The organism is Intrasporangium sp., from assembly GCF_040414665.1.
In the GTDB taxonomy this organism is placed as follows: Bacteria; Actinomycetota; Actinomycetes; order Actinomycetales; family Dermatophilaceae; genus Intrasporangium.
Window position 1 is genome coordinate 51989 of sequence record NZ_JBEDUL010000051.1, and the last position, 12232, is coordinate 64220.

Annotated in this window: 13 protein-coding genes; 5 read left to right on the forward strand and 8 right to left on the reverse strand. The window is 68.9% G+C overall.

Features of this window, described 5'->3' with window-relative positions; genetic code table 11:
• Nucleotides 1-17: 17 nt before the first annotated feature.
• The 3 genes from ABF401_RS05620 to ABF401_RS05630 form a co-directional block, all read right to left on the reverse strand.
• On the reverse strand, nt 18-1499 hold the full coding sequence (locus ABF401_RS05620; RefSeq protein ID WP_353508552.1) for a hypothetical protein: 1482 nt from the start codon (nt 1497-1499) through the stop codon (nt 18-20).
• A 447-nt stretch (nt 1500-1946) separates the two neighbouring features.
• On the reverse strand, nt 1947-2606 hold the full coding sequence (locus ABF401_RS05625; RefSeq protein WP_353508604.1) for a Type 1 glutamine amidotransferase-like domain-containing protein: 660 nt from the start codon (nt 2604-2606) through the stop codon (nt 1947-1949).
• Nucleotides 2607-2920: 314 nt separating this feature from the next.
• Nucleotides 2921-3295 carry a hypothetical protein gene (locus ABF401_RS05630; protein ID WP_353508553.1) on the reverse strand — a complete coding sequence of 125 codons (375 nt, stop codon included), beginning with the start codon at nt 3293-3295 and terminating at the stop codon, nt 2921-2923.
• A 388-nt stretch (nt 3296-3683) separates the two neighbouring features.
• Here ABF401_RS05630 and ABF401_RS05635 point away from each other — a divergent pair, with 388 nt between their 5' ends.
• Nucleotides 3684-4028, forward strand: a complete 345-nt coding sequence (locus tag ABF401_RS05635) for a VOC family protein (protein WP_353508554.1) — start codon at nt 3684-3686, stop codon at nt 4026-4028.
• Nucleotides 4029-4603: 575 nt separating this feature from the next.
• On the opposite strand, the gene ABF401_RS05640 is transcribed toward ABF401_RS05635, so the two are convergent.
• The 3 genes from ABF401_RS05640 to ABF401_RS05650 all read right to left on the reverse strand — a co-directional run bounded on the left by ABF401_RS05640 (nt 4604) and on the right by ABF401_RS05650 (nt 7225).
• Nucleotides 4604-5395: an SRPBCC family protein gene (locus ABF401_RS05640; protein ID WP_353508555.1), complete on the reverse strand. Its 792-nt coding sequence runs from the start codon at nt 5393-5395 to the stop codon at nt 4604-4606.
• Nucleotides 5392-5970 (reverse strand): ArsR/SmtB family transcription factor, encoded by a 579-nt coding sequence (locus tag ABF401_RS05645; RefSeq protein ID WP_353508556.1) that lies wholly within the window; start codon nt 5968-5970, stop codon nt 5392-5394. The genes ABF401_RS05640 and ABF401_RS05645 overlap by 4 nt, the downstream gene beginning before the upstream one ends.
• Before the next feature lie 97 nt (nt 5971-6067).
• On the reverse strand, nt 6068-7225 hold the full coding sequence (locus ABF401_RS05650; RefSeq protein ID WP_353508557.1) for a DUF4062 domain-containing protein: 1158 nt from the start codon (nt 7223-7225) through the stop codon (nt 6068-6070).
• 291 nt (nt 7226-7516) lie between these two features.
• Between ABF401_RS05650 and ABF401_RS05655 the strand changes: the two genes are divergently transcribed.
• A complete protein-coding gene (locus ABF401_RS05655) occupies nt 7517-8257 on the forward strand; it encodes a GIN domain-containing protein (RefSeq protein ID WP_353508558.1) in 741 nt (246 codons plus the stop codon).
• Nucleotides 8258-8299: 42 nt separating this feature from the next.
• Entirely contained in the window at nt 8300-9241 is a 942-nt protein-coding gene (locus ABF401_RS05660; RefSeq protein WP_353508559.1) for an alpha/beta fold hydrolase, read from the forward strand.
• 3 nt (nt 9242-9244) lie between these two features.
• Here ABF401_RS05660 and ABF401_RS05665 read toward each other — a convergent pair whose 3' ends face one another.
• A complete protein-coding gene (locus ABF401_RS05665; protein ID WP_353508560.1) occupies nt 9245-9775 on the reverse strand; it encodes a flavodoxin family protein in 531 nt (176 codons plus the stop codon).
• 159 nt (nt 9776-9934) lie between these two features.
• On the opposite strand from ABF401_RS05665, the gene ABF401_RS05670 reads away from it, so the two are divergent.
• Nucleotides 9935-10552, forward strand: a complete 618-nt coding sequence (locus ABF401_RS05670) for a class I SAM-dependent methyltransferase (protein WP_353508561.1) — start codon at nt 9935-9937, stop codon at nt 10550-10552.
• A gap of 15 nt (nt 10553-10567) precedes the next feature.
• Here ABF401_RS05670 and ABF401_RS05675 read toward each other — a convergent pair whose 3' ends face one another.
• Nucleotides 10568-11392, reverse strand: a complete 825-nt coding sequence (locus tag ABF401_RS05675; protein WP_353508562.1) for an alpha/beta hydrolase — start codon at nt 11390-11392, stop codon at nt 10568-10570.
• 73 nt (nt 11393-11465) lie between these two features.
• Here ABF401_RS05675 and ABF401_RS05680 point away from each other — a divergent pair, with 73 nt between their 5' ends.
• Complete coding sequence (locus tag ABF401_RS05680) at nt 11466-12203, forward strand: VOC family protein (RefSeq protein ID WP_353508563.1); 738 nt, start codon at nt 11466-11468, stop codon at nt 12201-12203.
• Nucleotides 12204-12232 lie beyond the last annotated feature (29 nt).

Consider the following 12232-nt stretch of genomic DNA (forward strand, 5'->3'; position numbering starts at 1 on the left):
CCCGTGCCCGTCACGGCTCAGAGCCAGCTGGGCGGAGTCGGCACGATGACCCCCACGACACGGTCCGGTCCACCAACGGATCCGAGGCGGATGACCGGCCCGGATCCGGCGCGCTGGGCGAGCTGCCGGCACTCGACGCCGATGCACCATCTGGGCAGCACTCCGTCCAGCTCCTGGTGCACCGCCATGAAAAGGGTGCTGGCCATGATCCGGCCCTCGCGCGTGTAGCGCAGGGCGGGGTCCTGGTAGACCACGACGGTCGGCGTGGCGGTCCTGGGGCCGTGCTCCGCAGCCGTTGCGGCGATGGCCGCATATTGCATCCGCGTGGCCTGGTGCTCGCCGATGTCGGCGCGCCACGCCAGCACTCCGCCGAGGGCGAGCACAGCGAGCAGCACCGTGGCGATGCGGTCGACCGGTGGCTTGTGGTCGGTCGGGATGGGAGCAGGACGCCGACGGCCAATGAGCAGGAGCGCGACCGGCAGCACGGCGAACAACCACGTCCACAGCTGGCCTCTGGCCTCCGTCACGACGCCGGTCGCGAGTGTCTGCGCCCCGTCCAGGGCGTAGGCGATGGCGAAGGCGAGCAGGAGGCGCTGGAGTCGGGGCCGGACGGTGGGGTCACGCCAACCGAGGACGATCCCGACGAGACCCACGAGCAAGGCCCACCATTGGGCGGCCCACAGTGACCCGGCGGTCTCGAACCAGCGCCCGGCGTTGACACCGAGGGCGTCGAGGGAGGTGAGCGGGTTGAACCGGCGCCAGCCAGCGAGCTGGATACCGAAGTGCCCGTAGACAATCCAGTTGAGCGTGTAGGCGACACCGACGCCGAGGGCGAACCCGGCCACCCAGACTGCGGCCATGCGGAGCAGGCGACGCCAAGGCGCATCGCGCAGCAACACGACAGCGAACACCAGGAGGACGACGCCGATCGGCGGGTAGGTCAGCACGGCTGCAATCTCGCCGAGGACGAGCCACAGTCCGAGGCGCATCGGCGTGCGCGCCGCCCAGGGCAGGAGCCACAGGGCGCCAGCAGCGACGAAGACAGAGGGCGTGAGCGTGCCCGGCCAGTAGAGCAGCTGCACCCACACGCAGGAAGCGAAGAGCGCGATGCCGAGCAGAGCATCGACCGCGGGCCTGGGCCGGATGCCGGCGCGGTGACAGACGCGCCACATGCCCGCGACGAGGGCGGCATAGCCCACGGCGTAGCTCAGTGCCGCGGTCGTGGCCGTGCCGTGCTGACCGACGACGGCCCACCACGCGGAGTTCAGCCAGCGTCCTTCGCTCAGGTTGTAGTAGCTGGTGGGAAGCACTCCCCTCGTGCCCGCGGGCAGTAGGAAGGGCCAGTCGTCCTGGCGGATGAAGGGGGTAACCGCCTGGGCAACGCCTTGGGTCAGCAGGAATGCAGCCGCGATAACCCCCAGCACGAGGATGCGGCGTTCCGGCGTGGGCGTCCGGAGACGCGTTCGCCCGGCGGTGGCGGTTGGAGCGAGGGTCGTCATGTTCTGGCGCTCACGGAAGTCGGGATGCCACGGAGGGAGCTCCGTGCCTTCTTTGACGATAACCGCCCGGAAGGCCCTGAAACCGCAGCTGTGGCGTGGTCGATTGCAGGGCTGCCGGTCGTCGGTGGCCCGGGGAACGCCCGAGTTGGCGAGATTGGGCGGCAGGCGGCGACGTGGCGCACCTCCGGCCTTTTGATCCTCGTCGGCAATGTGAGTTTGCTGTCAGCGTGCGAGGCCAGCCCGCGTGGAGGGTACCTGTCAGAGCGTGACGCGGGAGGTGACCCGGCTCTGAGCCGCTCGACGTGCACGCGTTCCTTGTCACGTACTGGGAGGGTGAAGCTGTCAACGCCGCACCCGAGGAGCATGACGATCTTCGCTCGGCGTTTCCGGCAACGGCCCCGCGCGTTCGGCACTCGGCGCAATCCACCAGCCTCTGGAGTGCGGCTATCACCCGAACTTCGTCCACTGGCCTTCGGAGATGACCTCGACGGAGCCGTCGACGACCTTGATGGCGGTCTGTTCGTCGATGGCGTAGGCGGGGACGCCGATGTCGGCGGCCCATCGTTCCGCGTGGGCGAGGGTGTTGGACGGGAAGAGGTCCAGGTGCGGGAAGATCGAGAAGTCGACGACTCCCAGGGTGCGGTCGTCGGGCGCCTGGGGCCACTCGACGAAGTACGCCCCGATGCGGGGCGTCATCACCATGCTTCCGGCACTCACTCCCACCCAGACCATGTCGGGTAGCGACGGCAGGAGCTCGGCCAATCCCGACTCGCGCATCCAGTGGCACAGGTACGTCGCGTCGCCGCCGTCGACCAGGAGCACGTCGGCCTCTCGGACCCAGGGGAGCCATCGCTCCGTGCCGATGGTGGGCAGCGCGGTGAGCTCGAGGACGCCGAGCGACGCCCAGCCGAGGCCGGTGAAGTGCCGGAAGTCGGGCTCGGCGGCCACCAGGCCCTGCACCGACGATGGTCCGCACATCGGGTGCCCCCACTGCGCAGTGGGGACGACCAAGGCGTGGCACTCGGCCATCGGCTTGCCCAGCAGGTCGGCCAGCGCGTCGCGGATGCTGTCGTTCGTGACGCCGCCAGAGGTGAGAAGAAGCTTGATGCGCTGTGCCTCCTTTTCGTGAACGGCGCGGCCGCAGGGCCGGGTTCGTCGACCCCAGGGCGAAACACCCGGGTTGTGTCGACACCGTACACACCCGCGGCCCTCGGCAGCGGTTCAAGCCAGCGGAGCCTTGTGATGTCCTCGCGGCGTAAGAGAGGTGTGGCCGCCTGCGGTCGTGCTTGAGTGCCAATGTGAGTCGGGACGTCACGGCGTGGCCCCGGTGCACGGATACGGTGATCGCACGGTACGGCGGTAGCATTGAGCCAAGCTGCCCGAATCACTCACGTACACAGACACTTTGATGGCTCCACCGCTCAGCTCCCAGCCATGAACCGCTCGAGCCACACCGGTCGCACGAGGGCCCCCACGATCAGCGCGGCGTTGACGACGAGGCCGAAGACGAGTTGCCGGTTCCAGAACAGGGCGAGCAGGAGCGTGGACAAGGTGGCGGCGACCACGGTGAACACCGGCCACGCGCTCCTGAGTGCCGGGACCTGCCACACGCAGAGTGCCACCAGGACGAACCCGACGATCGTGGCGCCGATAAGTACGTACCCCGCTGTGCGGCGGCCAGCCTCGGGCACCAGCCAGGACCGCTCGAGGGAGAAATGGGACACGTCGGTGGCGAGATAGAGCAGGTGGACCAACCCGTGCGCCATCACGAGAACGCCAACAACGACCCGAAGCATGACAACCACAGGAACGACCTCCACGGGTGTGCGTCCACCGTAGCGACAGGCCGACCGAGAGCGCCCACGAGGGCATCAGGTCCACGTCCCAGGACGTCGGTTGCTCGCAACAGCAATCGTGGTCCCTGTGTGGCCGGCGTGTTCGCCATCGCTTACGCCACCCTCGCTACTCCGAAATCGCAAGGCAGATCACCGGCGGCCAGCTGTGCACTAGGACCAGGAGTTCGGCAGCCCTCCGCGGCAACACAGCCCGTTCGTCGGCGGAAGCACTCACCTCCGCTCTCCCGTTCGAGCAGGTGCTCGCGGCACCGCTGGGACCTTGAGGGCGGTGCAGGCGCGACCCGGCGCATAGGGTGCACCTGTGCCCGGATTCGACCAGGTGAGGCTAGTGGGCATCTCACTGGACTGCCCTGAACCTCAGCGCCTTGCCGACTTCTACCTGGGGCTGCTCGGGGGTCGTCAGCTGTGGGCCAAGGAATCGAGCGTCGGGATCGAGGTGCCCGGGGCTGTCCTGATTGCGCAGCAGGTCGAGGGTTATGGTCCCCCGGTCTGGCCGGGGACGTCAGTCGTGCATCTTGACTTCACAGCCGACGATCTCGGCGCGGCTGAGGAGCGGGCGGTCGCGCTTGGCGCCCGGCTGGCAGAGCAGCCGGATCCGCGTTGGCGAGTGCTGCTGGATCCGGCTGGCCATCCATTCTGTCTGACGCCGTTCACACCGCATTTGGTGGGCTGACGAAACCCGCCCGGGCAGGTGCGGCCTACGGCCGAAGCGGCGGCCAGTCGACACGAGGCAGACTGACGCGCCCGGTGCTCAGAGCGGCGACGGGTCTGTCCGAGAGGCCGGGCTGATCGCGGACAGTCTCGCGATCGCCTGGCAAAGCGCAGCCGACCCGTTCGCACCGCTGCAATCGATCCCCGGGATCCACTGGCGTCCAGGCGAGGTCGTCGCTGAGCACCTGCCGCCGCGGGCGCCCCAGAGCCGCTGATGCCTGGTCGCGACTTACGCGTCAGGTGCCACCTCGCAGTGGTGCCCAGTGCAGGGGCAGGTGAGCGAGACCGCGAATTCCAGCTCCCCTCCCCGGGCGGAGCATCGTGGGGGAAGGGTGCGGCGCGGTTCATCAGGGGCGTGGGCTCGCGATCAGCCCTTGTTCCAGCATCGACGGAAACGCTACGGGGTCTGGCCGTCGCGGGAACTGCGTCTGCAAGGGGCTCATGCACCGACCCCGCCCTCGACGGGTCAGGCATGCAATGTTGGTGGGCCACTCCACTTCGCACGCCGAATGAGGGTTGCACAGCAACCGTCAAGGCTCAGGCCCGGACGGCAAGCCCCTGCAGCCAGACCCGCCAGGCCGGCTCCTCGCGCCGCACGTAGTCCCCGGCGTCGGCGGAGAACAGGTACGCCCGCACGCCCGCGGTCGCCGTGCTGCCGCCCTCGGCGTGGGTGAAGACACTGAGCATGCCCGGCACCGGCGAGGTGAGCCTGACCAGCGCCTGTCGCTCGCCGAGACGCTCGACCGTGCCGGTGGCGTCGCGGACCTCGACGGTCGCACCTTCCTCGACCAGACCGAGCTCGTCGCGCAACGTGGACCAGAGCTCGTCCGCGTCGCCGGGGAGGGAGACGCTGGCCTCGAGCTGTGTGGCCTGCTGGCCGGGGAAGTGCGTCAGGTAGAGGCGCAGGTTGTCGAAGAACGGCATCCAGCTGGGGCCCATGTCGTCCCAGAACTCCGACTCCCAGGCGGCGCCCGTCCCGAAGCCGCTGCTCGTGACGTGAACGATGCAGGTCCCGCCGGACTGCGCCTCGACGAGGAACTCTGAGGTCAGCGGGCTGAGCTCATCGGGCTCCTTGCCCATGAGGGCTGCCCAGTCCTCCTCGTAGACGATGCGTCGCGGCGGGTCCCAATCGGTGACCTGGCCGTCGGAGCCCATCTCGGGGCCCATGGAGAAGTGCAGGGAGCCGCCCTCGCGCTCCTCCATCTCGGTGGGCAGGAACCAGGCGCTCATGCCCTTGGCGGTGGCGATGGCCTGCCAGACCTGCTCTGGGGTGCCCGGAACCTCGACGCTGAACTCGAGGCGGTACGGGACGTTGACGGTGGTGTTCATGTGGTCTCCTCGGGAAGGGGGTGGGCGGCGACCAGGAGCCGGTGCGGGCGCCCCTCGTCGTGGTGATAGCGAGCGGCCAGATCGAGCACCGCCGCGGTCAGGTCGTCCGCGAAGGCCGCCCGGTCTGCGGCTGACCGGAAGCCGATCTGCGTGTCGATGGTCAGCGTCGGCAGGCGCTTGCCGGACGCGCCGGCCCGGCGGGCCAGGGCCCCGACCTCACGCACCAGCCGGCCGGCCAGTGCGACGAGGTAGCTCGCCGACAGATGGTCGGCGTTGGCATCGGGGTCGGCCGCAGAGGCGGTGACCGCCGCCGGCGACACGACGTACGACCCCGCGGACGCTTGAAGCACCCGCTCGGTGAGGCCCCCGTGTCGGCGCTCCTCGGACAGCCGCACGAGGCCGTGCGCCTCGAGCGACTTGAGGTGGTAGTTGATCTTCTGGCGCGCGATGCCGACCCGGGACGCCAGCCCGGCGGCGGAAGCCGGGACGGCCAGCTCGGCGAGCAACCGGGCCCGGACTGGGTCCAGGGCGGCGGCTGCCGCCTCCGCGCTCTCGATGACCTCGACGTCCCGCATGACCCCAAGATGGCATTGACAAGAAAAATTGTCAATGGCCTGGATCGCAGTGGCTGATTGCGGGACAGGGTCCGTTTCCGGGGATCCGGTGGGCCGCTCAATACGGATAAAGCCGTTGAGCGAAGTCCTTGTCGATGTGGGAAAGGGACAGGTTCTGTCCCATCGCGTGGTCCGGTCCCGTCAGCGCAGCTGGGAATACGTAGGCCATGACCGACTCGCGGTCGAACGGCTTGGCCAGCGGGTAGAGGGCAGGGTCCCACGTTTGGTAGAGATTCTGCTCAATCGCGTCTTCGGTCCAGAAGTTGGGTGGTCCCGTGAACATCTCCCGGACAGCCTTCTTGTTCCAGGGGATGTTGCCGGACGGGTTCTGGTGTTCATGGTTGAGGCCGAGGACGTGCCCGAACTCGTGGAGGACCATGTAGTCCGCTTCCGTGGCGACGCTGTCGTCGGTGACCGTGCCGAGATTCATCGTTGGCATGTCTAGAGCCACGTCCAATGCCGCCGTGCCGGCGTAAGCCCAGCTGTTTCCCTGGTCGTTGAAGCTCACGCGCAACTCCGCCTCCGGGTCAGCCCCGAACTCGAAACGGAGGTTGGCATACGCGGTCCAGATCGGGACGATGCGCTCCACGAGGAGCCGCTGCCGCGGCGAGCCGTCGAGGAATCGCACGCGGACGATGTCGCCCGGGTTCCAGAGGTTCGGGTGGCCCTCCCGGCGGCTCGCCCTCCGCGCCGGGCCACCGGCGCGGCCCTGCCGCCTCGGCTTCGGTTGCGGAGGAGCCGAGAACTGCAGCGGGACCAGCGACGCGCTGAGCGCGCTCGCGAGATCATCCGGGCTGGTGAAGAACATGACCGTATGCCGCTCGGCGAGTTCCTGGCGGAGACGGTGGATGCTCGTTCCGTGGCTGCCCTCGCCCGTCTGTGAGTCGAAGGAACCAGGCGGCCACGGCGTGGTCTCGTCGAGGAGGAAGATGAGGCACGTCTTGCCGCGGGCCAGCGCATGCCGGTACTCGAGCTCGGTGATGGCGAGCCCCTCCGGGTTGTCGTCCCTTGGAACGAAGCCATAGCGCCACGCAAACAGGCCCACGTAGACATCGCAGGCCTCCACGTCTGCCAGGCACTGATGCAGTGGACGCTGATGAGCAGCGACACCGTCCTCCATCGACACCACGTCATGACGCAGGCGGCGAAGCTGTCGATACGCCTTCTCGCGGTAGTTCTGCAGGTCTCGAAAAGTCGATGAGATGTACACCTTCATCGTGTGCCTCCGTGAGCCGGGGCGGCGATTTCCGGGTGCTCGCCCTTCGGCCAGCCTGTCAATCCAGCGTGCTCACCCTATCTGGGTCGGCGCCGATTCCTCCGCGCACGTGAACGTGCGCCGGCCGGCCATCCGCTGCGAAGTCCGCCCCGCGGGTCGTCGGGGGCAGGGTGAAGACCGGCAGGAAGGACATCTCAACAGCGCCCTGAGCGCTGCCACATCGTGATGTGGGTCCGTCCTTCGGGACCTTGTGCCCTGCCCGTGGCGGCGCCAGGGGCACATGGTCGAGTCATGGACATCAGATCTTCGAGCGGTCCGGCCCGGTCGCGCCGCGTGCTCGCTGCCCCGAATGCTGTTCACTCGATTGGGTGGATGGGCCGCGGGTGGGGGCTGCTCATCGCGGGAGTGGTCGCCATCCTCGGGGCCTGCTCCGGAGATCTGCCCGGGAACGTGGTGGTCGGATCTGGCGACCCGACCTCGGAGACACGAGAGCTGCCGTCCTTCAGCGAGATTGACGTCGGCGGCGGCATCGGTGTCGAGATCGTTCCCGGGTCGGCCACGAGCATCGTCGTGACGGCGCAACCCAACCTCCTGCCGTTGACCACGACAAAGGTCGAGGGAGATCGCCTGACGATCGCCACCACGCAGGGCTACACGACGGTGCATGGCATCTCGGTCAAGGTCACGACATCCACGCTCACCGGGATCGAGCTCCATGGCGGAGCCAGCGCATCCGGCGACGGTTTCAAGGCGCAGTCCTTGAAGCTCAACCTGTCTGGTGGCGCGCACCTTGACCTGTCCGGAGAAGCCAAGGACCTCCAGGTCGAGGCGAGCGGCGGCGCCGTGCTCCGGATCGGTGGCCTGAAACTCACGACGGCGCGAGTCGACCTCAGTGGTGGTGTGGTGGCCACGATGTCGGTGAGCTCCGCGCTCACGGGCCAGGCGTCGGGCGGCGTGGTCATCAACCTCGACCAGCGTCCAGCGACGGTCGATGTCCAGACCTCCGGCGGTGCCGTCGTCCTGGGGTCGTAGAAACGAGTCGGTCACACGGCCAGACGGGTTAGATTGACCCGTATGACCGCTCTGCCGGAGTCGGCCCCGGTCGCCCTGGCGGAACGCTGGGGTGGACGCAGCCGGACCAGTGACCTGGACGGCCCGGTGCACTGGGTCGACTTCGGGGGTCCCGCGACGGCAGCAGCCGACGCACAGGCACCCCTTGTCCTCGTTCACGGACTTGGCGGGTCGCACCTCAACTGGGTCCAGGTGGCACCGGCGCTCGCCGAGAAGCGCCGGGTCGTCGCCATCGACCTTGCCGGCTTCGGGTTGACCCCGGGAGCCGGCCGGGACACAGGCGTGAGGGCCAACGCCGCACTGCTCGGGCGGTTCATCCGCGAGGAGCTCGGTGAACGGAGTGTCCTTGTCGGCAACTCCATGGGCGGCATGGTCTCGTTGTTGCTCGCCGCCGCAGAGCCGGACCTGGTGGCCGGCCTCGTCCTCGTCGACCCGTCTGTCCCGAGTGGAGTCAAGAACCTCGACCGGATGGTCGCGCTCCAGTTCGGGCTCTACGCGACACCGGTCCTGGGCGAGCAGTTCCTCATCCGGCTGCGTCGCCGCTACTCCACCGACCAGCGGGTCAGGGGCATGGTCCAGCTCTGCTTCGCCGACTACTCGCGCGCCGACGTCGAGGTTCTTGAGGCGGGGGTCTCGCTCCTGACCTACCGGGACACCTTGGCGCACTCCGAGGCCGAGTTCCTCAGGGCGGCCAGGTCGCTGCTCGCCGTCCTACGCCATGGCCGCACGTACTCTGCGCTGATCCACCGCATCTCGGCTCCAGTCCTGCTCATCCATGGCGAGCAGGACCGGCTCGTCCCCATCGAGGCAGCACGTCGGATCGCGGCCGCGAAGCCCGAATGGACGACCGAGTGGTTGGCCGGTGTCGGACACACGCCTCAGCTCGAGGTCCCAGACCGGTTCGTCGCAGACGTCGACCGCTGGCTCGCCGCGCTGCCGAGCTGAGGCTCAACGAGCGGCTGGCCCAGCGTGCAGGTCCGCGCGCCTGCCCAGCTCGTGGCCCCATTCCTCAGCACGTGCCAGCTCGCCGTCCTTGAGCGGTCCGTCCGTGTCCTCGACCCAGAACGTCTCACCCTGCTCCGCACGCCGGAACCCGCGAGCGCGCAGGGCCTTCGCCGCCGCCTTGGCCGCCGAGCCGGGCAGCAGCTTCACCTTCACCCGGGTGTCGAAGGTGACCACAGGCAGCTCCGGCCGCGGCGCGACGCCATCGATCCACTCGCGAATGCCGAGCCGCACGTGCTCCTCCGCTCCCTTGGTCTCGGCGTCCTTCCGCGTCGACTCCCGGGTCATGCTGAACGCATGCGTGGGCCCGCCCACGATGAGCAGGCCGACGTCCTCCGGGATCAGGTCGGGCGCCTCGTCGGAGCGCACCGCGTGCACCCCGTCGCCCTCCCCGCCGCGCGACAGCCCGCGCTTGACGGCGTCGGCAACGGCCTTGGTGTTGCCGAACAGCGACTCGTGGACGATGAGTGTCTTCATGGTTCAACCCCCCTCTTCCTCCACCTTCCACGCTACGCGGCCGGCGCCCCGCAAGCGCAGAGCCGTGATCCAACAGACGCGACCACCGCCGGCCCGAGGACTCGTCGCAGAATGGACGGGCGGAGGACCGCGGATCATCCCCGACTGAGGAGACGACAGATGGACGCCAAGGACTGGGACGAGCGCTACTCCGCGACGGATCTCGTCTGGTCGGCCGAGCCCAACCGTTTTGTGGCGGAACTGATCTCGCCGCTGACGCCGGGTTCCGCCATCGACATTGCCGCCGGCGAGGGACGCAACGCGATCTGGCTCGCCCAACAGGGCTGGACGGTCACCGCCACCGACTACTCGAATGTCGCCGTCGAGCGGATGCGAGCCCGGGCGGCGGAGCTGCTCGGCAGGGAGGCGGCCCGCCTGTCCCCACTGGTCGGGGACGCCACGGTGGCAGCGCCAGGCGGCCCAGCGGCATACGACCTCGCGTTGTTCTCCTACCTCCAGCTGCCACCCGCCGAGTGGAAGGTGGCCCTGCGCAACGGCGTCGAGGCCGTTCGGCCGGGTGGCCACGTCCTCGTCATCGGGCACTCCGCGCGCAACCTGACCGAAGGCTGGGGCGGCCCGAGCGCGCGCGAGGTGCTCTACGACCCCGACGAGGTGGTGGACGCCGTGGACGGGCTGCCCGTCGCGGTTGAGCACGCGGACATCCGAGTCCGCCCCTTCGACACGGAGGACGGCCCGCGCGAGGCGCTCGACACCGTCGTGATGCTCAGGCGGACCTGAGGGTCGCCGCTCTGCTCACCTGGTGCCCCGCACTGGGAGGTTCGCCCGGATGAACGCGATGACGTCGTCGAGGACCTCGTCCTGGTTCGTCTCGTTGAAGATCTCGTGCCGCGCACCCGGATACGACGTCGAGGAGGCACGCCTTCCGGCCAGCGACTCCCAGCCCCACTTGGTGTCGGGCATCGGCACGAGCTGGTCGTCCTCGCCGTGCAACCACAGGATGGGATCGTCCACGGCGCCGGCGAAACGAATCACCGCCAACGCCTCCTGGATCGCCTCGAGCGTCGCTCGCTTGAACGGGCCGTGCCAGACGAGCGGGTCGGCGACGTAGGCTTCGCCGACCGAGGGGTCCCGGCTCAGGGTCGAGGGGTCGATCGGCGCGTCCGGGATCTCGTCCGCCGCAAGCAGGGCCTCGGCCGCACGCCACCGCCCGAGGACGGGGGCAGACAGGACGATCGCGGCCAGTCCATCACCCCAGCGCTGTGCGTATCGGGCGCCGATGAGACCGCCCATCGAGTGGCCGACGAGCACGACCGGCAGCGTCGGGTACTCCTCGCGGGCGTGCGCTTCCAGCAGGTGGACGTCCTCCTCCACCTCCTGGAAGCTGGTGATGAGGACGCGTTCGCCGGCGCTCCCACCGTGCCCGACGTGGTCGATCGCGTAGACGACGGCCCCATCGTCAACCAGCCGGGCCGCGACGTGCTCGTACCGGCCGGAGTGCTCGCCGTAGCCGTGGACGAGCAGCGCCACGTACTCAGGCTCCGCAGGAGAACCGCCGCTCCACCGTCGCCCGACGATCTCTCCCGCATGTCCCTCGAAGCTCAGCCCCGTCACGTCCATGCCGACCACCTTCTCCGGGAACGACCCCGGTCGCAAGCGGTGTCCTTGATGGGATCAGGGCCAGACTGGGGCCATGGCACTCGATCTCCACAGCGTCTGCTTCGACGCCATCGACCCCGAGCTCGTGGCCCGGTTCTGGGCAGGAGTCCTCGGCTGGGAGCCAGCTGACGATGATCCCGAGCGCCCCCACGGCGCCGTCACCCTCGCACCGCCCGCGGGCTCCGGGTTCAGGCTGCGGTTCGCTCCCACCCGCGAGGCAAAGTCACTCCAGAACCGGATCCACTTCGACCTGACGAGCGAGACCAAGGCCGAGCAGGACGCGACGGTTGCACGGGCGCTCGACGCGGGGGCGAGGCACATCGACATCGGCCAAGGACCCGATGCGGATCACGTGGTGCTCGCCGATCCGGAGGGCAACGAGTTCTGCGTCATCGAGGCCGGCAACGGGTTCCTCGCCGGCTGCGGGTTCCTCGGGGCGGTCAACTGCGACGGAACTCGAGAGGTCGGGTACTTCTGGAGCCAGGCGCTCGGCTGGCCGCTGGTCTGGGACCAGGACGAGGAGACCGCCATCCAGTCCCCGCAGGGCGGTGCCAAGATCACGTGGAGCGGCCCGCCCTTGATGCCCAGGCCCGCGAAGAGCCGGCAGCACTTCGACCTCGTTCCCGCGACTGACACCGATCAGCGAGCGGAGGTGGAACGCCTCATCTCCTTGGGAGCGAAACGGATCGACAGCGGGCAGGGCGACGTCAGCTGGGTCGTGATGGCCGACCCGGATGGCAATGAGTTCTGCGTCCTGGCCACTCGGGGATGACTCGGCCACCACCCTGATCTGACAGGCTG